Source organism: Acidithiobacillus sp., from assembly GCF_049965315.1.
GTDB lineage: Bacteria > Pseudomonadota > Gammaproteobacteria > Acidithiobacillales > Acidithiobacillaceae > Acidithiobacillus_B.
Window position 1 is genome coordinate 12,908 of the sequence record NZ_JBMFWL010000006.1, and the last position, 25,653, is coordinate 38,560.

Annotated in this window: 23 protein-coding genes; 15 read left to right on the plus strand and 8 right to left on the minus strand. The window is 64.0% G+C overall.

From position 1 onward, the window contains the following. Positions 1-13: 13 nt before the first annotated feature. The gene (gene yidC / locus ACP5MM_RS02860) at positions 14-1,612 is read left to right on the plus strand and encodes a membrane protein insertase YidC (RefSeq protein WP_427933301.1); all 1,599 of its coding nucleotides are present in this window, start codon (positions 14-16) and stop codon (positions 1,610-1,612) included. An 18-nt stretch (positions 1,613-1,630) separates the two neighbouring features. After that, positions 1,631-2,983, plus strand: a complete 1,353-nt coding sequence (gene mnmE, locus ACP5MM_RS02865) for a tRNA uridine-5-carboxymethylaminomethyl(34) synthesis GTPase MnmE (RefSeq protein ID WP_427934083.1) — start codon at positions 1,631-1,633, stop codon at positions 2,981-2,983. A 45-nt stretch (positions 2,984-3,028) separates the two neighbouring features. Here the strand turns inward: mnmE and ACP5MM_RS02870 are convergent, their stop codons facing one another. Then, positions 3,029-3,934, minus strand: coding sequence for a lysophospholipid acyltransferase family protein (locus ACP5MM_RS02870; protein WP_427931130.1), 906 nt, complete (start codon positions 3,932-3,934; stop codon positions 3,029-3,031). 66 nt (positions 3,935-4,000) lie between these two features. Between ACP5MM_RS02870 and nadD the strand changes: the two genes are divergently transcribed. Genes nadD through rng form a run of 7 tightly spaced genes read left to right on the plus strand, consistent with a single transcriptional unit; the run spans position 4,001 to position 8,879 of the window. Then, a complete protein-coding gene (gene nadD, locus ACP5MM_RS02875; RefSeq protein WP_427931128.1) occupies positions 4,001-4,687 on the plus strand; it encodes a nicotinate-nucleotide adenylyltransferase in 687 nt (228 codons plus the stop codon). Next, positions 4,684-5,037: a ribosome silencing factor gene (gene rsfS, locus ACP5MM_RS02880; protein WP_427931126.1), complete on the plus strand. Its 354-nt coding sequence runs from the start codon at positions 4,684-4,686 to the stop codon at positions 5,035-5,037. The genes nadD and rsfS overlap by 4 nt, the downstream gene beginning before the upstream one ends. Before the next feature lie 4 nt (positions 5,038-5,041). Next, the gene (gene rlmH, locus ACP5MM_RS02885; RefSeq protein ID WP_427931124.1) at positions 5,042-5,530 is read left to right on the plus strand and encodes a 23S rRNA (pseudouridine(1915)-N(3))-methyltransferase RlmH; all 489 of its coding nucleotides are present in this window, start codon (positions 5,042-5,044) and stop codon (positions 5,528-5,530) included. A 19-nt stretch (positions 5,531-5,549) separates the two neighbouring features. Beyond that, positions 5,550-5,960, plus strand: coding sequence for a hypothetical protein (locus ACP5MM_RS02890; RefSeq protein ID WP_427934084.1), 411 nt, complete (start codon positions 5,550-5,552; stop codon positions 5,958-5,960). Next, complete coding sequence (locus ACP5MM_RS02895) at positions 5,960-6,811, plus strand: hypothetical protein (RefSeq protein ID WP_427931121.1); 852 nt, start codon at positions 5,960-5,962, stop codon at positions 6,809-6,811. Before ACP5MM_RS02890 ends, ACP5MM_RS02895 begins: the two co-directional genes overlap by 1 nt. After that, a complete protein-coding gene (locus ACP5MM_RS02900) occupies positions 6,808-7,392 on the plus strand; it encodes a Maf family protein (protein ID WP_427934085.1) in 585 nt (194 codons plus the stop codon). Before ACP5MM_RS02895 ends, ACP5MM_RS02900 begins: the two co-directional genes overlap by 4 nt. After that, positions 7,389-8,879 carry a ribonuclease G gene (rng, locus tag ACP5MM_RS02905; RefSeq protein ID WP_427931117.1) on the plus strand — a complete coding sequence of 497 codons (1,491 nt, stop codon included), beginning with the start codon at positions 7,389-7,391 and terminating at the stop codon, positions 8,877-8,879. The genes ACP5MM_RS02900 and rng overlap by 4 nt, the downstream gene beginning before the upstream one ends. On the opposite strand, the gene ACP5MM_RS02910 is transcribed toward rng, so the two are convergent. The 5 genes from ACP5MM_RS02910 to thiD are packed head-to-tail and all read right to left on the minus strand — an operon-like array spanning position 8,866 to position 12,413. Further along, positions 8,866-9,192, minus strand: coding sequence for a ComEA family DNA-binding protein (locus ACP5MM_RS02910; protein WP_427934086.1), 327 nt, complete (start codon positions 9,190-9,192; stop codon positions 8,866-8,868). The genes rng and ACP5MM_RS02910 overlap by 14 nt on opposite strands. Before the next feature lie 16 nt (positions 9,193-9,208). Continuing rightward, positions 9,209-9,604 carry an HIT family protein gene (locus ACP5MM_RS02915; protein WP_427931114.1) on the minus strand — a complete coding sequence of 132 codons (396 nt, stop codon included), beginning with the start codon at positions 9,602-9,604 and terminating at the stop codon, positions 9,209-9,211. After that, a complete protein-coding gene (hemL, locus tag ACP5MM_RS02920) occupies positions 9,601-10,896 on the minus strand; it encodes a glutamate-1-semialdehyde 2,1-aminomutase (RefSeq protein WP_427934087.1) in 1,296 nt (431 codons plus the stop codon). The genes ACP5MM_RS02915 and hemL overlap by 4 nt, the downstream gene beginning before the upstream one ends. A gap of 60 nt (positions 10,897-10,956) precedes the next feature. Beyond that, positions 10,957-11,604, minus strand: coding sequence for a thiamine phosphate synthase (gene thiE, locus ACP5MM_RS02925; protein ID WP_427931111.1), 648 nt, complete (start codon positions 11,602-11,604; stop codon positions 10,957-10,959). Next, positions 11,604-12,413, minus strand: coding sequence for a bifunctional hydroxymethylpyrimidine kinase/phosphomethylpyrimidine kinase (gene thiD, locus ACP5MM_RS02930; RefSeq protein ID WP_427931109.1), 810 nt, complete (start codon positions 12,411-12,413; stop codon positions 11,604-11,606). Before thiD ends, thiE begins: the two co-directional genes overlap by 1 nt. 176 nt (positions 12,414-12,589) lie before the next feature. Between thiD and ACP5MM_RS02935 the strand changes: the two genes are divergently transcribed. Beyond that, complete coding sequence (locus ACP5MM_RS02935) at positions 12,590-13,366, plus strand: hypothetical protein (protein WP_427934088.1); 777 nt, start codon at positions 12,590-12,592, stop codon at positions 13,364-13,366. A gap of 337 nt (positions 13,367-13,703) precedes the next feature. On the opposite strand, the gene ACP5MM_RS02940 is transcribed toward ACP5MM_RS02935, so the two are convergent. Further along, complete coding sequence (locus ACP5MM_RS02940) at positions 13,704-14,507, minus strand: SDR family oxidoreductase (RefSeq protein WP_427931105.1); 804 nt, start codon at positions 14,505-14,507, stop codon at positions 13,704-13,706. Positions 14,508-14,874: 367 nt separating this feature from the next. On the opposite strand from ACP5MM_RS02940, the gene dnaA reads away from it, so the two are divergent. From dnaA to gyrB, 4 genes are all read left to right on the plus strand, one after another. Continuing rightward, a complete protein-coding gene (dnaA, locus tag ACP5MM_RS02945; RefSeq protein WP_427931103.1) occupies positions 14,875-16,197 on the plus strand; it encodes a chromosomal replication initiator protein DnaA in 1,323 nt (440 codons plus the stop codon). 229 nt (positions 16,198-16,426) lie between these two features. Continuing rightward, positions 16,427-17,530, plus strand: a complete 1,104-nt coding sequence (gene dnaN, locus ACP5MM_RS02950; RefSeq protein WP_427931101.1) for a DNA polymerase III subunit beta — start codon at positions 16,427-16,429, stop codon at positions 17,528-17,530. Position 17,531: 1 nt separating this feature from the next. Continuing rightward, positions 17,532-18,599 carry a DNA replication/repair protein RecF gene (recF, locus tag ACP5MM_RS02955; protein WP_427934089.1) on the plus strand — a complete coding sequence of 356 codons (1,068 nt, stop codon included), beginning with the start codon at positions 17,532-17,534 and terminating at the stop codon, positions 18,597-18,599. Then, positions 18,596-21,004 (plus strand): DNA topoisomerase (ATP-hydrolyzing) subunit B, encoded by a 2,409-nt coding sequence (gene gyrB / locus ACP5MM_RS02960; protein ID WP_427931097.1) that lies wholly within the window; start codon positions 18,596-18,598, stop codon positions 21,002-21,004. Before recF ends, gyrB begins: the two co-directional genes overlap by 4 nt. A 37-nt stretch (positions 21,005-21,041) precedes the next feature. On the opposite strand, the gene ACP5MM_RS02965 is transcribed toward gyrB, so the two are convergent. Next, positions 21,042-21,836, minus strand: a complete 795-nt coding sequence (locus ACP5MM_RS02965; protein ID WP_427931096.1) for a UDP-2,3-diacylglucosamine diphosphatase — start codon at positions 21,834-21,836, stop codon at positions 21,042-21,044. A 232-nt stretch (positions 21,837-22,068) separates the two neighbouring features. Between ACP5MM_RS02965 and ACP5MM_RS02970 the strand changes: the two genes are divergently transcribed. Beyond that, positions 22,069-25,557, plus strand: coding sequence for an FAD-dependent oxidoreductase (locus tag ACP5MM_RS02970; RefSeq protein WP_427934090.1), 3,489 nt, complete (start codon positions 22,069-22,071; stop codon positions 25,555-25,557). Positions 25,558-25,653 lie beyond the last annotated feature (96 nt).

The window sequence follows — 25,653 nt, forward strand, 5'->3', positions numbered from 1 at the left end:
CCACTGGGGCTCCATGGACACGCAGAAGACCATCCTCGCCGTCGCACTGTCGGTTATCGTCCTCCTGCTCTTTCAAGCCTGGATGGAGCGCGAATCTCCCCATCCCACCACAGGGACCGTTGCGACCGCCCAAAGCCCGCGCAGCCCCGCCGCGGCCGCACCCATCGCCGCAGCGCCGCCGACCACCAGCGCGGCCGTGGCCCAGGCCCCCGCCAGCCTGAGCATGGGGGGACCGAGCATCCCCTTCCAAACTCGGGTATTTACCGGCCGGATCGCCCTCCTGGGCGGCGGCATCGAAACCCTGGGCCTGCGCGATTACCCCGTGTCCGTGGACAACCCCGCCCCCTATCCTCTCCTCGATACCCAAACCCAGCGCCTGACGGTACAGCAGAGCGGTTTTGTGGCAAGGGACGGTGAAGTGCTGGAGCCGCAATACAGCGCTCCTCAACAGCAGGGCCCCCTGGGCCGGGAGCCCATCACGCTGAACGGCCGGGCAGGGCCCCTCAAGGTGGAAAAGACCCTCATCTTCCAGCCCGACAGCTATGTGGTGGAGGAACGGATTCAGGTCACCAATACCGGCGCCACGCCCTGGAGCGGCAGCTACTTCGATCAGATCCTGCGCAATGGCCGGGAAGAAAGCCACTGGTTCATGTCCATCTTTACCGGTGCGGTCCTCCAGCACGACGGTAGCTTCAGCAAGGAGAGCTTCAGCGATCTGCGCAGCCACCCCGTCGTCCGCCAGGGGCCGGGCTGGGCGGGCATGATGGACCATTACTTTCTGACCGCCGTCCTGCCGCCCAAGGACAGTCCGAGCCAGGTCTACGCCCGTCCCGTCGGCGAAAATTACGCCGCCGGCGTTACGCTGGCCTTACCTACCCTGGCCCCTGGCCAGAGCACCACGATCCACCAGGAATTTTTCCTTGGACCCAAGCTCCAGCAGACCCTCGCCGGCCTCGGCCGCGGCCTGGAGCAAACCGTGGACTATGGCTGGTTCGCCGTCATTGCCGAGCCCATGCACTCGCTCCTCAACTGGTTCCATGGCCTGACCGGCAACTGGGGGCTGGCCATCGTGCTGCTGGTGGTGGTCGTCAAGGCGCTCTTCTTCTATCCCTCGGCCATCAGCTACCGCTCCATGGCCAACATGCGCAAGCTCCAGCCCAAACTGGAACAGATCCGCAAGGACTGTGGGGATGACCGGCAAAAGATGGGGCCGGCGATGATGGAGCTCTACCGTAGCGAGAAGGTCAACCCCATGGCCGGCTGCCTGCCCATCTTCATCCAGATGCCGGTCTTCATCTCTCTGTACTGGGTATTGGTGGAGAGCGTCTCCCTGCGTCAGGCGCCCTTCATCCTGTGGATCCATGACCTTGCCGCACCCGATCCCTACTACATCCTGCCCCTGCTCATGGGGGTGAGCATGTTCATCCAGCAGCGTCTCAACCCGGCGCCCTCGGACCCCATGCAGAAACGGATCATGTCGGCGCTGCCGGTGGTTTTTGCCGTCTTTTTCTCCTTTTTCCCGGCCGGGCTCGTGCTTTACTGGCTGGTGAACAACCTCATCTCCATTGGCCAGCAATATTTCATCACCCGACGCATCCTGGCCAGCACCTAGGGGCGCCCGGCCCCGGCCATGAGCCGCTACCAGCAGGGCGATAGCATTGCCGCCATCGCCACCCCGCCCGGGGTGGGTGGGGTCGGCATCCTCCGCCTCTCGGGCCCGGGCGCCTTGGGCATCGCCCTGGAAATCACCCGGAGCCGGACGCTGCGCCCGCGTCACGCTCATTTTCGGCGTTTCCATGAGGCGGACGGAGCCCTCATCGACCACGGGATCTGCCTCTATTTCCCGGCGCCGGCCAGCTATACCGGTGAAGATGTGGTGGAGCTGCAGGGCCACGGCAGCCCTGCCGCCTTGGGCGCCCTCCTGGCCCGCGCCATCGCCTTGGGCGCGCGCGCGGCGCGAGCCGGAGAATTCAGCGAAAGGGCCTTTCTCAACGGCCGCCTGGACCTCGCCCAGGCGGAGGCCGTGGCCGACCTCATCCATGCCCGCAGCGCTATCCAGGCACGAGCCGCCGCAGCCAGCCTGGAGGGGGCTTTTTCCACCGCCGTGACTGGCATTCACGACGCCCTGTTGACCCTGCGCGCCTGGATCGAGGCGGGACTGGATTTTTCCGAGGAAGAGCTCGGGGCCGAATACGAAGAGACCATCGCCCGGCAGCTCAGCGCCCTGGCCGCCGCTCTGGACGATCTTCTGGCCACGACCCGGCACGGCGCCCGCCTGGCCATGGGTGGGCGGGTAGTCCTGGCAGGCCGTCCCAACGTCGGCAAATCCAGCCTGCTCAATGCCCTCGCCCAGCGCGATACGGCCATTGTCACCGCCATCCCCGGCACCACCCGCGACCTGCTGCGGGAAGAAATCCTCATCGACGGCCTGCCCGTCGAGCTCATTGATACCGCGGGGCTGCGCCAGGCCGGCGATGCCGTGGAGGCCGAAGGCATTGCCCGCGCCCGCAAGATCCTGGAAAGCGCGCAATGCGTCCTCCTGGTCGCAGATGCGGCCAGCGGCTGGCAGGCCGAGGACAGCGAGATCCTGGCGGCCCTTCCCGCCCGGCCACGGCTCATATTGTGGAACAAGGCCGACCTGGTACCTCGTTCCCCCTCCGGCCCCGAGGGGGAAAAGAGCCTCGCGGTTTCGGCGCGCAGCGGCACGGGGCTGGAGGAGTTGCGCACCGCGATGGCGGGGGCCCTGGGCTGGACGGACAGCGCCGCCACGCCCTTCAGCGCCCGCCGCCGCCATGTGGAGGCCCTGGAAAGCTGCCGCCGCCATCTGCAACAGGCCCTCGGCCTACACCAGCAACAGGCCCCGGCCGAACTGGTGGCCGAAGCCCTGCGGCTGGCCGGCAGCCACCTGGCCGAGATCACCGGACAGGTAGGGGTGGAAGATCTCCTCGGCAAGATTTTTGGCAGTTTTTGCGTGGGCAAATAAGCGCGCCTGTTCAAGCCAAGGCGATCCTCCTGAGCGGACTATCCCTCAGTAAGGCGGCGTCCATCCCGGCGGCTGATCCTTGAAGCGGCGATGCACCCACCAGTATTGCTCCGGGGCGCGACGGATGGCCTGTTCCAGGCTCCGGTTCATGGCGGCGGCATCCTGCTCGGCATCGCCGCTGGGGAACTGGGGCCCCATGGGGATGATCTCGATGCGAAAGCCCTTTCCCCAGGGCAGACGGTAGGCGAAAAGGCCGAAAACGGGCGTATCTTGGCGCGCGGCCAGACGTCCCAGCAAGGGGGTGGTACAGGCCGGACGACCAAAAAATGGGGCACAGACACCCTCGCTGGGATCGACATTCTGGTCCGGCAGGACGCCCACGGCGGTACCCTGCTTCAGCGCCTGCAAGAGGGGACGGATGCCGTTTTCCTTCTTGCTCAGGCGGGCGCCGCTGCGGCCGCGGCCCGCGACCATGAGCGCGTTGATGGCAGGATTGCGGGTATCCATATACATCACAGTCACCGGCCAACGCTGGCCGATATAGAGGACTGCGGCCTCCCAGGCGCCCAGGTGCGCGGTAAAGAGGATGACGCCCCGCCCCTCGGCCATGGCCGCATCCACCGCCGCGGCGCCGGAGACCTCGCGAATCAGGCCCAGGGCGCGGGGGAGGGGCCAATACCAGAGGGGGCCCAGATCCAGCGCGGCCTGGCCGAGGGCGCGAAAATGGCGGCGGCGCAGTCGCTGCCGGTCCCTGGGGCTGGCGGCCGGGTAGGCAATGGCAAGGTTCGTATCCACCACCCGGCTGGTTCGCCGCAGGGTGAGCATGGCCACACAACCCAGTCCCGCGCCGGCCATGGCACGCAGGGCATCGGGCAGCAGCGCCGCCAACCGCAAGGTGAGCGCCGCCCACTGGGCAAGCACTTTCTGCCCCAGCGTACTTTCCTGTGCCATCTTCCCTCCATTCCCGCCAACACCAGCGCTTTCCTTAACCGCGGCCCTTGGTTATATTGCTCGCTTATGCAATGCTCCGAATCCGGCGACCTGGTCCTCCTTGGCGGTACCTTCGACCCCATCCATTACGGCCATCTTCGCGCTGTGGAAGAGGTTCGCCAAGCACTGGGCATTGCCCGCATTTTACTGATTCCCGCCGGACATCCTCCGCATCGGCAAAGCCCCTGGGCCGATGCCCGGCACCGTCTGGAAATGACCCGCCACGCCGTGGCCCGGCATCCCCACATCGCGGTCAGCGCCATGGAAATCGAACGACCGGGTCCATCCTACACCGTCGAGACCCTGCGCGCCCTACGCCAGGAACGGCCCGAGGCGGTGCTGGCGATGGTCATCGGCATGGACGCCTTTCTCCGTTTCGACACCTGGCACGACTGGGAAGAAATCCTCGACCTCACCCACCTGGTGGTCACGGGCCGGCCGGGATGGCCGGCGGCGGAGCTCCCCGAAGGCCTGCGCCAAACCCTCTATCAACGTCGCTGCGACCGTGCCAGCGCCCTGCGCGCACAACCCGCGGGCAAGATCCTTTTTCATACCGTGACCGCCCTGGAGATTTCCGCCACCCAGATCCGCAGCCTCCTGGCCCGCGGCCATAGCCCACGCTTTTTGTTACCCGATGTGGTCTTGGATTATATTGAAGCAGAGGGTCTTTACCAAAGCCCATCGCCATTGCCAAAGGAACCAGCACCTTGTTGACTGTAGAAGCATTGCGGGACCTCGTGGTCTCTACCCTGGATGAACACAAAGGCGGCGATATCAAGGTCATCGATGTCCGCGCGCAAACCGACATCACCGACTATCTGGTCATTGCCTCCGGCAATTCGGACCGCCAATTGCGCGCCCTCGCCGATGCCGTCGCCACGGCGGCCCGCGCCCAGGGAACCCGTCCCCTGGGGGAGGAAGGCCTCACCGCAGGAGACTGGGTCCTGGTGGATCTCGGTGACGTGGTCGTGCATCTGATGCGGCCCGAGAGCCGGGATTTTTACCAACTGGAACGCCTGTGGGGTGAGTTGCCACGGGTACGGGGCCATAGCGAAAGCCATTGAACCCATGCGCTTGTGGATATTGGCCCTCGGTACGCGCATGCCCGGCTGGGTGGAGGCGGGCGTCAGCGAGTATGCCGCGCGGATGCCGTCCCACTTCCAGGTCCTGTGGCGCTCCCTGCCCCTGGCGCGACGGGGAAGGGGAGGCGATCCTGCGCGCTGGCGGCGGGAAGAGGGGGAGCGCATCCTGGCCGCCACCCCCGCCGGCGCGGAGCGGGTGGCCATGGAAGTCACCGGGTGCGCGCTGAGCAGCGAGGCGCTGGCGCAACGGGTCGATGGCTGGCTCGGCGGCGGACGGGACGTGGCCCTATGGATTGGGGGACCCGACGGCCTCGATCCGGCCTTGCGGCCCGATTGGCGCTGGTCGCTGTCGCCCCTGACCATGGCCCACCCGGTGGTGCGCGTGGTCGTAGCCGAACAGATTTACCGCGCCTGGAGCATCCAGGCCGGGTTGCCTTATCATCGCGCAGGAGAGGAGCATCAACACCATGCGTAACCGGCCCATCAGGACCCTTTTGACTCGCCTCGGATTCCCGCTCGCCCTCATCCTGGGCCTGAGCGCCTGCGCCCAGATGGTGCAGCCCAGCCCCCAGGAGAGCGCTACGGGCAGCATTGCCGTGCAGGAAGGACGGGTGCGCATCCTCGCCCTCTCGCCGGCGGTCAGCCCGGCGCAACTGGCACCGGCGCGCCGCGCCCTCGCCGCGGCCCAGGCGGCGGCCAACGCGGGCAACTACCTCCTGGCCGAGCGTCAGACCCTGCTCGCCCGAAGCCTTTTGGACAACGTCGAAATCCGGCTCAAGGAGACCCCCATGGAGGCCCGGAAGGCCGCCCTGGAGCAACAAATCACGGACTTGCAAAGCCGCATCGCCGCGACTCGCCAGGCCATCAACCAGGCCAAGGCCCAGCTCGCCAAGGAGGGCCAGTAATGCGGCGCATCGTCCTGGTCACCAGCCTGATTCTCAGCGCCGCTCCCGCAGTCAGCAATGCCGCGCCGGCCACCCAGATCCAGGGCGCGGAACAACGCTTGCTGGCCGCGCAACACGTCGCCCCCATTCCGCCAGCCACCCTGGACAGCCTGCGCAACGCCCTCGCCCTCATGAAGCAGGATCAGGCGCAAGCGGTCCTGTTCCAGGTCGACGCCCGGATCTTTGCTGCGCGGATGGAAGGCCTTGCCGAAATCCGCGGGCAGGAGGCCCAACAACGTCAACTTGATGGCCTTCAGGAACAGGTGCAGCGCCTCGGCACCCAATACCAGGCCTTGCAGGCAGAATATGGCCATTTGCGCCAACAGCTCGCCGCCAAGACCATGAGCACAGCCCAAACCCAGCATCTGGAGCAGGAAATCCAGCAGCAAAAGACCCAGCTCCAGCAGGAAGAAAAACGGGTGGCCGCCCTGGCGGGGCAAAGCCAGCAGAGCGCCGCGCCAGCCTATGCCAAGGCCCTCACGGTCTACGCCCAGGTCCGCGCCGCCAGCGACGGCGTGCATGTCAGCATGCCTGCCGCCAGTCTCTTTGCCGACAATGCCCGCCTTTCCAGCGCCGGCCGGCAACGCCTGCAGGCCATGGCCAGCATCCTCAAGCAGGCCTCGGCCAGTCAGGTCCTGGTGCGCGTCGCGCCCCAGCCGGGTGGAATCAGCCTCGCCACCCAGCGCGCCGAGGCCATTCTCCACGCCCTGCGCCAGGACGGCATTCCCGACCGGGTCCTCGCCCTGGCCACGGGCTCCGGCCTGACCCCCGGCACGGCGGAACTCCTGCTGGTGGGCCAAGCCGCACCGTGACGACCCTGTTCCTGGCATCGGCTTCGCCCCGGCGGCTGGCCCTCCTCCGACAAATCGGCTACAGCCCCCTGCCCGTCCCCACCGCTATCGACGAAACGCCGCTGCCGGGCGAGGACCCTGCCGCCCAGGCGCTGCGCCTGGCCATGGCCAAGGCCGCCGCCGCCCGGGAGCGCCCCGCTGCCCTCATCCTGGCGGCCGATACCATCGTCAGCGTCGATGGACAGGCCTTTGGCAAACCCCGCGACTTTCCTTCCGCCCAGGAGATGCTGGAGGCCTTGGGGGGACGCTGGCACACCGTGCATACCGCCGTTGTCGTCACCCGCTCCGGGCGCAATGCCCAGTGCCTCAGCACCAGCAGGGTGCAGATGCGGCGCCTGGACGCACGGGAGATAGCCGCCTACTGGGCCAGCGGTGAGCCGGCGGACAAGGCCGGCGCCTATGCCATTCAAGGGCTCGGCGCCCTTTTCATCACCGCCCTGGAGGGCTCCTACAGCGGTGTCATGGGCCTCCCCCTCTTTGAAACCGGGCAGCTCCTGGGCACCTTCGGCTGTCCCCCTCCCTTTCTCCATGGACTGTCATGAGCGAAGAGTTATTACTCAATATCACCCCCCAGGAAATCCGCGTTGCCCTGGTGGACAACGGCGTCTTGCAGGAACTGCAGATCGAGCGCAGCAGCCATCGCGGACTGGTGGGCAATATCTACAAGGGTATCGTCCGCCGCGTCCTGCCCGGCATGCAGGCGGCCTTCATCGATATCGGCCTGGAGCGCACGGGTTTTCTCCATGCCGCCGATATTCAGGAAGAAGAGGCGGACCCCGGCAGCGAAACCGATGTGGAAACCCGCCCCGGGCACAGCGAGACGCGCAACGTCAGCGCCCTGCTCCATGAAGGTCAGGAAGTGGTGGTCCAGGTCATCAAGGATCCTCTCGGCAGCAAGGGCGCGCGCCTGTCCACGCGCATCACGCTGCCCGGCCGCTTCCTGGTCTATATGCCCTATGTACCACGCATCGGCGTATCCGGACGCATCGAATCTCCCGAAGAGCGCAGCCGCCTCAAGGGCATCCTCAAGGCCCTGATCCCCCCCGACGAACCGGGCGGTTTCATCATCCGCACCCTCGCCGAGGGGGTGGAGGAAATCGACTTCAGCAGCGATCTGGATTTTCTCCGCCGCCTCTGGCAGTCCATCCGCGCCCGCCTGGAAACGCACCCTGCCCCCGGCGAGATCCACCGCGACCTCAATCTGGCCCTGCGCGTCATGCGCGACGTGATGTCCGACAACATCCAGCGGGTACGCATCGACTCCCGCGAAACCTTTGAAGCGGCGCTGGCCTTTTGTCAGGGGATCATTCCGGAGGTGGTGGACCGCATCGAGCTCTATGCCGGTGATCGGCCCCTCTTTGACCTCTACAATGTCGAAGACGAGATCGATCGCGCCTTGCAACGCCGGGTCACCCTCAAGTCCGGGGCCTATCTCGTCATCGATCAAACGGAGGCCCTCACCGCCATCGATGTGAATACGGGCGGTTTCGTGGGTCGGCGCAACCAGGAAGAAACCATCCTCAAGACCAATCTGGAGGCCGCTGCGGCCATCGCCCGCCAACTGCGCCTGCGCAACATCGGCGGCATGATCATCATCGACTTCATCGACATGGAAGACCCGGAGCACAAACGCCGGGTGCAGCGCGCCCTGGAAAAGGCCCTGCAAGGGGATCGCGCACGCAGCACGGTGACCCAGATCTCCACCCTGGGACTGGTGGAAATGACGCGCAAGCGGACCCGCGAGAGCCTCGCCCAGATTCTTTGTGAACCCTGCCCTTATTGCCAGGGCCGCGGCATCATGAAAACCCCGGAAACCATCTGTTACGAGATCCTGCGCGAGATCGTGCGCGAAACCCGCGCCTATCCGGCCGAACGCTTTGTGGTCCTGGCGGGCCCCGGCGTGGTAGAACGGCTCCTCGACGACGAAAGCGCCAGTTTGGCCAGCCTGGAAGAGTTCATCGGCCGACCCGTCCGTTTGCAGGCCGAGGCCACCTACACCCAGGAACAGTACGACATCATCTTGATGTGATCCGTGCCGTCGGACCGGCTACCGGCGGGCCGAGTACGATCAGGCCGCGCAGCCGGGCGGCCAGCTTCGGCCCCACCCCCGGCACCGCGGCCAGCGCCGCCTTACCGGGAAAGGGCCCATGGGCGGCGCGAAAGGCCACGATGGCCGCGGCACGGCGCGCCCCAATCCCTGGCAGGTCCTGCAGTTGCCGCGCATCGGCCCTGTTGATATCCACCATGGCGGGGCGGAGGGGCTCGGCTTGCGCCAATCCCTTCCCCGGACAGAAACCCAGGAGCAGCAGGGCAACCACGATCCCGACCCAGCTTCGCCCCATGCCGACCGGGCGCGCCTCAGGCCCGGAGCGCGGCGCGGATCTTCTCGGCCATGGCCGCCAGCGCCGCGTCGCCCACGTCCTGGGCCAGGGCGAAATTGAGCTCCGTCAGGGCGTTCATGGGGATCAAATGGACATGGGTATGGGGCACTTCCAGGCCCGCCACCATGACGCCCACCCGCTTGCAGCCGGTGACCCGCTCCAGCGCCGGTACGATCCGCTTGGCAAAGGGCAGGAGGCCCGCCAGGGTCGCGTCATCCAGGGTAAAGATATAGTCATGCTCGATCTTGGGAACGACCAGGGTGTGCCCCGGCCGCACCGGCCGGATGTCCAGGAAGGCCAGATAGCGGTCATCCTCCAAGAGCTTGTGGGCGGGAATCTCCCCCCGGATGATGCGGGTAAACAAGGTGCTCATTGCTCCGTCTCCTTTATGGCCTGCAATACTTCCCGGGCCGCCGCCAGGGTTGCGGCGATTTCCGCCGCGCCGTGGGCTGCCGAGACAAAACCCGCCTCATAGGCGCTGGGGGCCAGGTACACGCCGCGTTGCAGCAGGCCATGGAAAAAACGCCCGTAGCGCTGCGCATCCGCCGCCATGACATCGTCAAAGCTCCGTACCGGACGATCATGGAAAAACCACCCGAACATCCCCGGCACCCGGTTGATCTGCAAGGGGACCTGCAGGGCGCCCGCGCACTCGGCCAGACCCTGACAAAGTGCCTCCGTCGCAGCGGCCAGTTCGGTATGGAAACCGGGCCGTTCCAGCAGGCGCAAGGTCGCCAAACCCGCCGCCATGGCCACCGGATTACCGGAGAGAGTCCCGGCCTGATAGACCGGCCCATTGGGCGCCAGGGATTCCATGATCTCCCGGGCGCCACCCACCGCACCAACCGGCAGGCCGCCGCCAATGATCTTGCCCAGCGTCGTCAGGTCCGGGCGCACCCCGTAGAGGGCTTGGGCGCCCCCCAGGGCTACCCGGAAACCCGTCATCACCTCATCGAAGATGAGCACGCATTCATATTGATCACAAAGGGCCCGCAGACCGGCGAGAAAGCCGGGCGCGGGCGGCACGCAGCCCATATTGCCGGCAATGGGCTCGACAATGATGGCCGCCACATCGTAACCAAAGCGCGTCATCATCTGCGCCGTCTCATCGAGATCGTTGTACGGCAGGACCAGGGTAAGCCGGGCCAGGTCCTGGGGAATCCCGGCGCTGGAGGGCTGTCCCAGGGTCAGGGCGCCGGATCCGGCCTTCACCAGCAGGCTGTCGCTATGGCCGTGATAATTGCCTTCAAACTTGATGATCTTATCCCGGCCCGTATAGCCCCGCGCCAGGCGCACCGCGGTCATCACCGCCTCGGTGCCGCTGGAGGTCATGCGGACTTCCTCGATGCTGGGCATCAGGCGGCAGACGGTCTCCGCCATCTCCACCTCGATGGCCGTCGGCGCCCCGAAACCCAGACCGTTGGCCATCTGTGCCGCCACCGCGGCGAGGATCTCGGGGTGGGCGTGGCCATGGATCATGGGCCCCCAGGAGCCCACATAATCGATATAACGCCGCCCCTCCACATCCCAGAGGTAAGAGCCGGCGGCACGCTCCACAAAGACCGGGTCACCACCCACGCCGCGAAAGGCCCGCACCGGCGAGTTGACCCCCCCGGGAATGACTTTCCGGGCTGCATGAAACAGGTCATGGGATGAACGCGTCATCAATACTCCTTATAATTGCGGTAATGAATGGATGCGCTGCGGGTCCGCAGCAACGGCGCTTCAAGCATGCGCAAACAGGGCCGCACAACGGCGTGTGGCGGCCTCCACATCGGGGGCGGCAAAGAGGGCCGAGACCATGGCCAGGCTGTCGGCGCCAGCCGCGACGAGCGCGCCGCCGTTGGCCGCCGTGATCCCGCCAATGGCGACGATGGGCACAGCCAGGGCTTGCCGCGCGTGGCGCAGGACGTCCAGGCTCACCACCGGGGCAAGGGGCTTGGTGGTGGACGGAAAAAAGGAGCCGAAGGCGACATAGTCGGCACCCGCCGCCACCGCCCGCTGCGCCCCCTCCACACTGCCATAACACGATACCCCGATGAGGATCTCCTCCCCCAGCGCCCGGCGCAGTTCGTCCAGGGGCGCGTCCTCCTCCCCCACATGCAGGGCCGGTGCGGCCACGGACCGGGCCAGGGCCGGGTCATCGTTCACCACGAAAAGGGCGCCATAGCGTGCGCACAGGGCGCGCAAGCCCCGGGCCTCGGCGAGGCGACGCGCGGTATCGTTGCTCTTATCCCGATACTGCAGCAGCCGCGCACCCCCGCGCAGGGCCGCTTCCGCCCGGGCAAGAAAGACGTTGGGCGGCATCAAGCGGGCATCGGTAATGGCATAGATACCGGCTACCACGCCCCGCGCCCGGGCACCTCCCCGCATCACTCTTCCTCACCGCTTCTCGCCCAGAAAAAGCGGTCCGGGAACCATTGTCCCCGACCCAGGGCATAGGCGTGAACGAGGCTGCGGTGAGTATAATCAAGGGCTTGGGCAACGGCTGGCAGGACCGGCAGGCCATGGGCCAGACCCGCGGCGATGGCCGCCGCGAGGGTACATCCGGAGCCGTGATAGTGATGGGGCAGACGCTCCTGCAGATAGGTTTCCAGCCATTGCCGGTCATGAAAGAGCAGGTTTTCGACTTGCGTTCCCTGGCCATGACCGCCGGTAATCAGCACGTACTCGGCGCCCGCTTCCGTCAGGGCATGGCCCGCCGCCGGGAGATTATCCGCCCCCGGGGCCAGCGCCAGGGCCTCGGGGCCGTTGGGGGTCAGGACCGTAACCCGGGGCAGGAGGAGATCCAGCATGGCCTCGCGCAGACCCGCAACGGCCAGCGCCCCGCCGCCCCCGGCCGCCAGTACCGGATCCAGCACCACCGGTATCTCGGGATAATCCAACAGGACCCCCACCACGGCCTCCACCATCTGGGCGTTGCCCAGCATGCCGATCTTGATGGCCTGGACCGAAATGTCCTCCAGGACCACCCTGGCCTGTGCCATGGTGTCCAACGGGTCCATCATCGTGAACCCGCGGACATTTACGGAATCCTGAATCGTCACCGCCGTCACCGCCGAGCAGCCATGGGTGCCGAGGCTGGCAAAGGTCAGCAGATCCGCTTGCAAACCAGCGCCGCCACTGGGATCCGAGCCGGCGATGGTCAGCACTGCAGGAAGTGTTGAAAGGCGTCCCGCCATCCTATGCATCCATAGCGATCCTAATCAATCATCATATTGTCTCTTCCCATGGACTTTGGCAAGCTAGTTGCTTAGAGAAACGGGGCGGGCGGCTCAAGGACGGCCAGCGAGCCGAAACGGCGCGGAGACAACGATCATATTGAACCTCCGCGCTTTTTGGACGTCCGGCAAAATGGATGAATGAGCGTAAAATCAAGGGAGGCACCACCATGCGGCAATTGCCAAAACTGACATTGACAGAAAAACTCGCCCATACGGGCTTCATCTTCCTGGTTGGCCTGGGGCTCCTGGTCGCCGAGGCCTATGTCTATCTCACCGTGGGCGGTCTGGACGGCAAGCCGGGCCTGGATAGGCAGGACATCATCATTTCCTACTACGGCAATCGCAGCGCCAGCAAGCTGCAAACCGTCCTCCCCACCATGATGGGTTACGCCTCCATCCCCGCCGCCGAACGCCCGAAAGTGCAGGAGACCATTGACCATTGGGTGGTCAACGGCCAGAGCAAGAGCGAGTACGAACACGCCGTCAAACCCCTCATCGACGCCAACTGCCTCAAGTGCCATAGCGTGGCCATGAGCCAGCAACTCCACAACCCCCCGCTGGTCAGCTATGACGACGTCAAGGCCGTGGCCAAGGTGGATACCGGCATGTCCTATACCACCATGCTCCTCACTGGCATGGTCCACCTCACCATGCTCGGGGTCATCTTCTGGATCGCCGGCAGCATCTTCGCCCGGACCCGTTTCCCCATGGCCCTCAAGGCAGTGCTGATCATCCTGCCCTTCATCGCCATGGTCGTGGACTTCTCCGGTTGGTTCCTCACCCACCAGAATCCGGCCTTTTCCTGGCTGGTCCTCATCGGTGGCGCCCTCTCCTGTCCCACCGCCCTCCTGGAGATGTTCCTCAGCCTGATCCAGATGTGGTTTTTGAAACCGCGCCCCATGCCGGCCTGATGATCACGGTGCCCGCATCGCCGCAACCAGGCGGGCACAGGGTCCGCCCCGGGGTTTTCAGCCCCCCGGTTCGGACCCGCGCCTCCTGACCAAAGCGACCATCCCAGCAACCCCGGCTATCGCCGGGGTTTTTGTTCCAACCTGTGGATAACTTTGTGGACATTTTTATGGCAAGGCATGAGAACATACGCGCTGCGGCCTGAAAAAACCGGGAATGATCGGTATCTAACGCCATACATCATTTATAAACAACGTATTACAAATACATCCACAGACTGCGCCGCAAGACCTGCAGCTAAGCTGATTATTTTTCGAATTGTGCATAACCGCCGGCCATTTATCGTTCCCCACCCTGGGACCGGCGCGGCTTCGGCGGCAAGCCCTGGAATACCCGATCGTAGATGGGGATGGGCAGGCGCCGCAGCAGATAGCCCAGCGCGGCCATAGGCCGGGGCAATACCAGCCAGGGCCGTCCCGCATCAATGGCCCGCCGCATGCGCCTGGCGGCCACGTCCACCTCCATCAGCCAGGGCATGGGGTAGGGATTGTGGGCGGTCATGGGCGTGGCGATATAGCCCGGACAGATGGTGCAGACGCGCACTCCCGCAGACCGCCATTCCAGGCGCAGGCTTTCCAGATAAGCGATCACTGCGGCCTTGGAGGCCGAGTAGGCCGCGGCACCGGGCAAACCCCGGAAACCCGCCACGCTGGCGATGCCGGCCACCCGCGACGGCCTGGCCAGAACCCCATAAAAGGCGCTGCAGGTATACATCACGCCCAGCAGATTGATATCGACGATCTCCTGGAAAACCGCGCGATCTTCCAGGGCCGCCGTCAGTGTGCCATGACTCACGCCGGCGTTGGCGATGAGCACGCCCACCGGGCCGAAGCGCTGATGGAAGTCCTGCGCCACCGCATCCAGGTCCCGCGCCTGGCGGACATCCACCTCATAAATGGCCGCCACGGCGCCGCGCTCCGTGAGCATTCTGGCGCTTTCCTGCAAGGCGGCGCGCCGCCTGCCCAGCAGGGCGATGGGCCTTCCGGGGTCGGCATAGGCCAGCGCCAGCGCCCGCCCGATACCACCGCCAGCCCCGGTTATCACCACCCCTGCGAGCCGTCCTGACCTGTCACCATCACTCATGGGTTCTCTTCTCCCCCATTCCAGCAGGACCAACGCCCGGGCGGAAGGACGCCGCGCCAGGAAAGCGCTCCGCCAATGCCGCTTTTTGCTGTTTCCGCAGCATCAAAAAGGGTCAGCCCTAGGCCTGGCCGGAAACAAGTCCGGCCCATTAATATGCATTATTAAATCCATCGTGAAAATTTCAGAAAATTAATAATTATTAGCTGATCAACGATGGGGGAAACAAAAAAACGGCTTTTACTTATCAGCAAGTCATTATTTACCGGCAAGACCGCCGCCTCCCGTTGCCAGGGGATGTCTGGTGAACCGGGGCGCCCTCGGATATACTGGGCGATGATGGTTCATTCCCTAACCGAGCAAAAGGTATATGGCGCAATCCGCAGCAGAGAGTGGTGACGCCTTGTGGGCAACCCTATGCACCCACCTCCAGCAGAGCATCACTGCACAACAGTTCAACACCTGGCTTCGCCCCCTGCGGGGCGAGCTGCGGGGCGATGAGCTGCAGTTGCTGGCGCCCAACGCCTTTGTCCTCGACTGGGTGCGGGGCCGGCTCCTCGCCCAGCTCCAGCAGACCCTGGCGGACATCGCGCCGGGGGTCACCCTGACCCTGGACCTGGGCGAGGCGGCAGCTCCCCCGGCACCCCCCAGCGCCAGCCCGGAACCACGGCAGAACCACAAGCTGAATCCGACCTTCTCCTTCCAGTCCTACGTGGAAGGCAAGTCCAATCAACTGGCGGTGGCGGCCGCCAAACAGGTGGCGGAGCATCCTGGCCGATCCTACAATCCCCTTTACATCTACGGCGGCGTCGGCCTGGGCAAGACCCATCTCATGCAGGCGGTGGGCAACGCCATCCTTGGCCACAATCCCCAAGCCCAGGTCCTCTACGTCAGCTCCGAGGGCTTCATCATGGACATGGTGCGCGCCCTCCAGCACAACACCATCAATGACTTCAAGCAGCGCTATCGCAAGCTCGACGCCCTGCTCATCGACGACATCCAGTTCTTCGCCGGCAAGGACCGGACCCAGGAGGAGTTCTTCCACACCTTCAACGCCCTCTTTGACGGACAACGGCAAATCATCATCACCTGCGACCGTTATCCCAAGGAAGTGGAACGCCTGGAAGAACGCCTGCAATCGCGCTTCGGCTGGGGGCTCACCGTCGCCATCGAACCCCACGACCTCGAAACGCGCATGGCCATTGTCCTGTGCAAGGCCGAAGAAAGCGGCATCGAACTCCCCCATGAGGTCGCCTTCTTCATTGCGGAAAAAATCCGCTCCCATGTGCGCGAACTCGAAGGCGCCCTGCGCCGCGTCATCGCCCACGCGCATTTTTCCCACAAGGCCATCGACTTGTCCACGGCCAAGGACGCGCTGCGCGATCTCATCGATGTGCAGAAGCGCATGATCAGTCTGGATAACATCCAGAAGGTGGTGGCCGAATACTTTCATATTCGCGCCTCCGACATGCAGTCCAAACGGCGCAGCCGCAACATTGCCCGACCGCGCCAGGTAGCCATGTGCATCACCAAGGAATTGACCAATCACAGCCTCCCCGAAATTGGTGAAGCCTTTGGAGGCCGTGACCATACCACCGTACTTCATGCTTGTCGACAAATTGAAAAACTCCGGCGTGAAGATAACGGCATGGAGGAGGATTATAAAAACCTCCTGCGGATACTCGGCGCATGAACAAGCTGTGGATAAGCCTAGTGCCATGCCCGGTACAAACACGGGATGATTCGCTCCCCCTCGATTCATCCCCGGCCATACCTTTTTATCCACAGCTTCTACCCATCATCAGAATATCGATAAAACTATTAAAATCATTATATTATCCTGCCTATCCACCAGCCGAAACCCCTTTAATAGTAGTAAAAGAAAAAAGAAGATTATTTATAAATATTGGAGGCGAGGCGCCATGAAAATCACCATCGATCGCGAGAAGATCCTGCCCATACTCGGCAATATGGCCAATATTACCGACCGGCGACCCATACAGCCCATCCTCGGCAACATCCTCATCCAGGCGGAAAAGGAGCAGTGCAAGTTTGTCGCTACCGACCTGGAGGTCCAGTTGTCCGCAAGTATCGACAACCAGGCAGATCAGGAAGGCCAATGTACCGTCCCCGGACGCAAGCTCTTCGATATATGCCGCGCCCTGCCCGAAGGAAGCCAGATACAGATCCACAAGGACGGTGAAAAAGTCACGGTACGTGCCGGCAACGCCCGCTTTACCCTCCATACGCTGCCGGCCGAAACCTTTCCATATCTCAGCATCAGCGAACCCGCCTGTTCCGGATCCTGCCTCGCTGCGGCCTTGCGTAGCGCACTCAATACCGCAGCGACGGCCATGGCGCAAAACGATGCACGCTTTTTCCTGAATGGTATTTTGCTGGAGATACAGGATAATCTGCTCCGTTGCGTCAGTACCGACGGTCATCGCTTAGCCATGATGGAAATTCCTTTTGCCGTTCTCGGCGATACGCCGCTTTATCAAGGCATTCTGCCGCGCAAAGCGGTAATTGAATTATTGCGTTTGCTGGCAAGCGATAACGGTGAAGCGACTCTACTACTTGCTGAAACAAGTTTCGTCCTGGAACAGGACGATCTGCAGTTTGCCTGCAAACTCATTGATGCCAAGTATCCGGAATACCGCCGCGTCATTCCTGAAAATCATCCCCATCTGGCCGAGGTGGATCGGCAGGAACTCAAAAACGCCTTGCAACAGGTAAGTATTCTCACTGCGGATAAAAATCCGGCGACGCGCATGACGCTGAATCCGGAACAGATGATTCTGCGCGCGCACAATGACGAACAGGAGGATGCCGAAATAGTCTTTCCCATCCATTTCTCCGGCCCGACGATGGAAATCGCCTTCAATATCCATTATCTCCTGGACGCCACCCAGATTTTTGCCGAAGAAACCCTCACCATGCGCTTACGCGATGGCGGGAGCAGCGCGGTTTTCACCAGTGCGGGGCAGGACACGCCGCTCTATGTCGTTATGCCGATGCGAATCTGACATGCCCTTGCGGGATCTGCACATCGAAGGAGTAAGATGCATCAAGCGTCTGCATTTACAGGCGGACGCCCGCTGGAACTGGCTGGTGGGTCCCAACGGGGCCGGCAAGAGCAGCGTGCTGGAGGCCATTCATACCCTGGGCACCGGCCAGAGCTGGCGTCGGGGCCTGCGCCATTTGCGTCGGGATGGTTGTCAGGAGTACCTTATCACCGCCCACTTGGCCCAGGATTCCGCCGATGCGCTCATCGCCCTGCGCCGCCACGGGGAGGAACGGGATATCCGCTATGACGGAAGAAGCATCGACAGCGCCTGGTCGCTCCTCGATATCTTGCCCATCCAAGCGTTGAACGACCAAAATGTTCATTTCATCAGCGATAATAACGAAACGCGCAGACGCATCCTGGATTGGGGCGTATTTTATGAAAACAAGGCCTACGGGCAAATATTGCGGGATTATCGGCGTCTGCTGCAGCAACGTAATGCCTGGCTCAAGAACAAATATTCCGCCCAACCCTGGGATGCCCAGTTGGCGGTGATGGGAGAACAAGTTCAGCAGCATCGCCAGACCCATCTGGCCGCCCTGCAACCCCTGGCGGGGCAACTCTGGCAGGAGTGGACGCAGAGCGCCGGCCAATTTCAGATCAGCCTCCAGCCAGGTTGGAAGGAGGACCTCCCCTTGCTGGCTTGCCTGGCCCACGACCGTCAGCGGGATGAGGATCTGGGCTTTACCCATAGCGGCCCGCACCGGGCGAACCTGATCTTCAAAGTGGCGGGGAAACCCGTAGCGGATATTCTATCCCGCGGCCAGTTGCGGCTCCTGGGGCTTTCTTATCGCCTGGCGCAACTCGCCCTCCTCCAGCAACGGGCGCAGGTCGCGCCGGTGGTCCTTTTGGATGATTTTGCCGCTGAACTCGATCGTCAGGCGCGGCGCTGGCTGGTGGAGCGTTTGGACGCCTTGGCCCTCCAGGTTTTTGCGGCGGTCACCGATACCGAACAGATTCCCCATGGCCATCATGGGCACCGATTTCATTTACGCGAAGGGCATCTCATCGAAGGAATAGCGGCATGACGAGCAACGCGAAGTACGATTCTTCCAATATCCAGGTATTACGCGGTCTGGAGGCAGTGCGCAAAAGACCGGGCATGTATATTGGCGATACGGACGATGGCAGCGGCCTGCATCACATGGTCTTTGAAGTCGTCGATAATTCCATCGACGAATCCCTGGGCGGCTATTGCGACACCATTGTCGTTACCATCCATAATGATGAATCGGTGAGCGTCAGCGACAACGGTCGCGGCATACCGGTGGATATGCATGCGGAAGAAGGCCGATCGGCCGCTGAAGTGATCATGACGGTGCTCCATGCCGGTGGCAAATTCGATGACAATGCCTACAAGGTGTCGGGCGGTTTGCATGGGGTGGGGGTGTCGGTGGTCAACGCCCTGTCGGAATGGCTGAAGCTGAAGATCCGCCGCGACGGTTATCACTGGACTCAGGAATACCGGGAAGGGGACCCGGTCACGCCCATCCAGCGCGGTGAGCCGTCGCGCATGCACGGGACGACCATTCATTTCAAGCCTTCCGCCAAGATCTTCACCGATATCCATTTCCATTTCGATATCCTGGCCAAGCGGCTGCGCGAACTGGCCTTCCTCAATTCCGGCGTGCATATCACCCTGCGCGATGAACGCAGCGGGCGGGAGGAAATCTTTCATTATCAGGGCGGGATTCGCGCCTTTGTGGAGCACCTCAATCGCAGCAAGACGCCGGTCCATCCCAGCGTCATCACCCTCACCGGGCAGCGCGACGGCATCGTCGTGGATGCCGCCCTGCAATGGAACGAGGGCTATAGCGAGGCGGTGTTCTGCTTTACCAACAACATTCCCCAGGGGGATGGCGGCACCCATCTGGCGGGCTTTCGCGGGGCGCTGACGCGCACCATGAATCAGTATATGGAACGCGAAGGGCTGGCGGCCAAGGCCAAGGTGGCCATCACCGGCGACGACGCCCGGGAAGGGTTGACGGCAGTGCTCTCGGTGAAGGTGCCGGACCCGAAGTTTTCCTCCCAGACCAAGGACAAGCTGGTGTCCAGCGAGGTCAAGCCGGTGGTGGAATCGTGCATGGCCGAGGCGTTGGCCATTTTCCTGGACGAGCATCCCAAGGAGGCCCAGGCCATCGCCGCGAAGATCATCGAGGCGGCCCGCGCCCGGGAAGCGGCCAAGCGCGCCCGGGAGCTGACCCGCCGCAAGGGCGCCCTGGATATCGCCAATCTCCCCGGCAAGCTGGCCGACTGTCAGGAAAAGGACCCGGCCAAGAGCGAGATTTACCTGGTGGAAGGGGATTCCGCCGGCGGTTCGGCCAAACAGGGCCGGGATCGCCGTCACCAGGCCATTCTGCCCCTCAAGGGCAAGATCCTCAATGTGGAGCGGGCGCGCTTTGACAAGATGCTGTCTTCGGAAGAGATCGGCACCCTCATTACCGCTCTGGGTACGGGCATCGGCAAGGACGATTTCGATGTCCTCAAGCTGCGTTATCACCGCGTGATCATCATGACCGACGCCGATGTGGATGGCAGCCATATTCGTACCCTGCTGCTGACCTTTTTTTACCGGCAGATGCCCGCCCTGGTGGAACGCGGTTATATCTATATCGCCCAACCGCCCCTCTACAAGGTGAAAAAGGGCAAGGACGAACGTTATCTCAAGGACGACGCGGAGCTGGCGGCCTATGTACGGGAGCTGGCCATCGAAGGGGCGCGTTTTACGCCCGCCAGAGGTCAGGAAATCCTTGCCCAGGAGGATCTGGCCGGCCTGGTGCGCCAGTATCAGGGGGTCGAGGCCCTGATCCAGCGTCTGGAGCGGCGCTATCCCCAGTCGCTGCTCTGGGCGCTGGCGACGGTTGCCCCCCTGGGAGAGGAAGACCCGTCCCCGGCGGCCTGGGATGCCCTGGCGGGGCGCCTGGCGGAGATCCTGGAGGGCGCGGCCTTGCCGGGAGAGCATTTTGCCGTGGAGCGCATTGGCGAGGAGGAGTCCCTCCGGCTGATGGTGCGGCGGGAGTGGCATGGCACCCGGGAAATACGTTTTCTTGATCAGGACTTCTTCAGCAGCGGGGACTATCAGCGTTTGGCCGATTATGCCCGGCAGGTGGAGGGCATGGTGGGCGAGGGGGCCCGCATGGAACGGGGCGACAAGGGCGTGGAAGTGCTGCGCTTTCGCGGGGCTATGGAGTGGTTGCTGGCCGATGCGCGCAAGGGCGTGGGTATCCAGCGTTACAAAGGCCTGGGTGAAATGAATCCGGAACAGCTCTGGGAAACCACCATGAACGCGGAAAACCGGCGTTTGCTGCAGGTCAATGTGGAAGATGCCGTTGCCGCCGATGAGGTCTTTTCGACCTTGATGGGTGATGCGGTGGAGCCGCGCCGCCGCTTCATCGAGGAAAATGCCCGCTTTGTTTCGCGGTTGGACATCTGACGGCGGAGTCGTCCTGCGGTTTTCGGATAATGGTGGTTTAGGCGGCCTGGATATGGTCCAGGGCCACGGGCACGACCCAGTGGATAATTTCCATGCGCCCGTCGTGGTGTTCGACCAGGGCGGTGCAGCTTTCCACCCAGTCGCCGTCGTTGTAGTACAGCACGCCGTTGATGGTCTTTTGCTCGGGGTGGTGGATGTGACCGCAGATCACGCCGTCGTAGCCGCGGCGCAGGGTTTCCTCCGCGAGCAGGGATTCGTAGTCGTTGATGAACTGGACGGCCTTTTTCACGTGGTATTTGATGTAGGCGCTCAGCGACCAATGGCGGCGCACGCCGAGGAGCGCAAAGAGGCGTTGCAGGTGGCGGTTCAGCCAGAGCAGGAGGGTGTAACCGTGATCACCCAGGCGGGTCAGCCATTGGGCATAGCGCATGGCGGCGTCAAACCGGTCGCCATGGATGACCCAGAAACGTTTGCCGTCGGCGCTTTGATGCACATAGTCTTCGAGGATGGCAATCTCTCCCAGGGCGATGCTGGCCCCTTCCACATGGACCAGTTCCGAGAGCAATTCGAAGATGGGGTCATGATTGCCGCGGATGTAACGCACCTGCACCCCGGCCCGGGCCATGCGCAGGATCTTCTGGATGACCGTGTTGTGGCTTTTGGGCCAGTACCAGCGGATCTTGAGGCGCCAGAGGTCAATGATGTCGCCGACGAGGAATAGCTGCTCGCAGGAATGCTGGCGCAAAAAGTCGAGCAGGCTCTCGGCCTGGCAGCCGCGGGTGCCGAGGTGGATGTCGGAGAGGAATATGGAGCGGTACAGGGCCTGGTTCATGAACGTCTCCTGGTGCTTTCTGGTTCGCGCCGGGGCGCTGTTATAAAATGGCGGGCCGCCGCCCGAGGGCGTTTTCTTCCAGCGCCCGGCGGGGTTGTCATGATCTGCGCAGGGCGCTGTTCGTGATATATTGCCAGGGAAATATGACAATTTGATGAAACCTGGATCCATTGGCGGTACCGTCGCTTTCACGTGGGATGGTGACCGGCCTTTTTCCTTCTTGCGGCAGGAGATGATGGTGCTCAATCCCCTTGGTTTTAGCTATTCGGAACTTTTCACCGAAGCGGGCTTGGCCCGTCTGGACGGCGACTTCCTGCGCTATCTGGGCGAGCAGGATGCGGGCCTGCGCGATGGCTTGCTGGCGTATCGGCTCGGGACCGAGGTCCGCGATGGCCAGTCCCGCAGTGCCCTGCTGCTGGCGGTGGCGCCCCATCTGGAAAGCTTTGTGGCCCGGCTTTTCCGCATCGAGGCGGAGGCAGCGGCGCTGCAGGCGCAAACCCGCAGCCATGATGTGGTCATGGCCTTCAAGAAGCACTTCGTGCTGCGCCGGGCGCGCCGCTACCGCGGCGAGTTTCCCCGTTCCTTTGCGGACCTGCAGCAGTGGCTGGACGAGGAGATCCGGCGCCACGGCTTTTCGGCTGGGGACCGGGAATGGGCCATTGCCCGTCTGGGGGAGATCTGGCTGGCGGACGAAGGGGCCTTCGCGCCGGAAATGGAGGGTCTGACCCAGTGGTGCGCCCTGGCCCTGAACGACCCGCAAGCGGCGCAGGCGGTGGCGGACTGGCCCAGTTTCCGCCTGCCGCAACGGGTGGATCCGACGGACTTGGTGCCCTTGGAGCGCCTGCCGCGGGGGGCCTGCATGGAAGTGCAGGTGGCCCCGCCCGCGCAGTGGCGCCGGCGCGACGGGTTTCACCTCACCGATACGCGCATGGGCGCCCGCGGGGTGCAGAGCGAGGTCCATTATTGCCTCTATTGCCATGATCACGACGGCGACTTTTGTGCCAAAGGCTTCCCGGAGAAAAAGGGGGTGCCGGAACTGGGGCTGAAGATCGATCCCCTGGGGGTCACCCTGACGGGCTGCCCGCTGGAGGAAAAGATCTCCGAGATGCACCTGCTTAAGCGCGACGGCTTCGGCGTGGCCGCCCTGGCCATGGTGATGGTGGACAATCCCATGGTTCCCGCCACGGGTCACCGCATCTGCAATGACTGCATGAAGGCCTGCATCTATCAAAAGCAGGATCCGGTGAATATCCCCGAGATCGAGACCCGGGTCCTCACCGACGTGCTGGGCCTGCCCTGGGGGGTGGAGATTTACGATCTCTTCACGCGCTGGAACCCCCTGCGGGATCGCCAATATCTGCCCAGGCCCTATAGCGGTCGCAAGGTCCTGGTGGCCGGCATGGGGCCGGCGGGCTTCACCATGGCCCATCACCTCACCCAGGAGGGTTGTGCCGTGGTGGGCATCGACGGGCTCAAGATCGAGCCGCTGCCCGTCCAGTGGCTCGATGCCCCGGTGCGCGACTGGAGTGAGTTGCAGGAAGACCTGGATGAACGGCTCCTGCTGGGCTTCGGCGGCGTGGCGGAGTATGGCATCACCGTGCGCTGGGACAAGAATTTCCTCAAGCTCATCTATCTCAGCCTGGCGCGGCGCGCCCGCTTTCAGCTCTTTGGCGGCGTGCGCCTGGGCGGGACCATCACCCTGGAGGATGCCTGGGCGCTGGGCTTCGACCATGTCTGCATCGCCACCGGCGCGGGCTTGCCGCGCATCGTGCCCATGGGCGAGAGCCTGGCCCGGGGCATGCGCCAGGCCAGCGACTTCCTCATGGCGCTGCAGCTCACCGGCGCGGGCAAGAAGAGCAGTCTGGCCAATCTGCAGGTGCGCCTGCCGGCGGTGGTCATCGGCGGCGGGCTGACGGCGGTGGACACGGCTACGGAGGTCCAGGCCTACTACATCAAGCAGGTGGAGAAGGTCCTCGACCGCTACGAAGCCATGTCGTCCACCCTGGGCGAGGAGAAACTGCACGGAGGGCTCTCCCAGGAGGACGGCCAGATCCTGGAAGAGTTCCTGGCCCATGGTCGGGCCGTCCGCGCGGAACGGCGGCGCGCCGCCGCGGCCGGGGAGTTGCCCAATTTCGTGCCGCTGCTGCAGGCCTGGGGCGGGGTCACCCTGGCCTACCGCAAGGGGATGAGCCAGTCGCCCGCCTATACCCGCAATCACGAGGAACTCATCAAGGCCATGCAGGAAGGGCTTTTCTATGCCGAAGGCCTGGACCCCCTGCGCGCCGAACTGGACGTCTATGGGCATATCGAACGCATGGTCTTTCGGCGCATGACCGAGGTGGAGGGCCAGTGGCTGAACAGCAGCGCGGAGGTGGAGCTGCCGGCGCGGGCGGTCTTCATCGCCGCCGGGACCGTGCCCAACACCATTTACGAGCGGGAATACCCTGGCACCTTCGTCCTCGACGGCGACCATTTCCAGACCCACATCGCCCATGGGGAGGGCTTGCAGGCCGTGCAGGTGGCCGCCCACTGCAAGGCGCCGGAAGCGGGCCCCTTCACTTCCTATGCCCATGACCGGCAGCGCATCAGCTTCATTGGCGATACCCATCCGGTCTTCCATGGCAGCGTCGTGAAGGCCATTGCTTCGGCCAAGGCCGCCTACCCGCAGGTCATGGCCGTGCTCGAGGCCATGCCGGCGCTGGCCGACGACCTGGCGGCGTTCCGCGCGCGGATGGCCGATGCCCTTACGGCGCGGGTGCTGCGCATCGACCGGACGAATCCGGCGGTGGCCGAGCTCTGGGTGCGCGCGCCGTTGGCGGCACGGAATTTCCGGCCGGGGCAGTTCTTTCGCCTGCAGACCTTCGAGGCTACCAGCCCCATGCAATCGGGGACGCGCCTGCAGATCCCGGTGCTCACGGTGAGCGGAGCGGGGGTGGAAGGGGATGCCATCCGCCTCCTGGTCCTGCAATGGGGGACCGGGCCACGCCTCGTGGGCCGCCTGCAGCCCGGGGACCCGCTGGTCCTCATGGGCCCCACCGGGGCGCCCACCCATATTCCCCAGGGGCAGACCATTCTGGTGGTGGCCGGGCGCTGGGGGGCCGCCGTGATGCTGGATATCGGCCCCGCCCTGCGCGCCGCGGGCAACCGGGTCCTCTACGTGGCGGCGCTGGGACGGGCCAGCGAGCTGGATCACCAGGATGAACTGGAAGCGGCGGCGGACCAGATCATCTGGTGTACGGCGACGGGACCGTGCATCCAGGCACGGCGGCCCCAGGATTGCGCGGTGGCAGCTGCGGACATGGTGGAACTCCTGCGCGCCTATGGCGCCGGAGAGCTTGGCCCGGAGGGTAGGGCGGGGATCGCGCTGGCGACGGTGGATCGCCTCATGGTCATGGGTTCCACCGGCCTGCTCAAGGGCTTTCAGCAGGCCCTGAAGGGGGTGTTGCAGCCCTATTTCCGCGCCGATCTGCAGGCGACGGCAACGGTGGGCAGCCCCATGCAGTGCATGCTCAAGGGCGTTTGCGCCCAGTGTCTGCAGTGGCAGATCGATCCGGAAACGGGTCAGCGCACCCGGGCGGTGTTCTCCTGCGCCGAGCAGGATCAGCCCCTCGCCTGGGTAGACCTGGACAACCTGACCGCCCGGCAGACGCAAAACCGTCTGCTGGAACGGATCTCCAGCCAGTGGCTGGATCATGTGCTGGCGCACGGCGCGGGGGAGTAGGGGTTAACCGCTTGGGATGGCCCCGGAACTCTTCGCTTTTTGCTGCCAGTGTAGCTCAGCAGTAATGGGGCGTGCCAGCCGGGGGTGTGGCAGAGG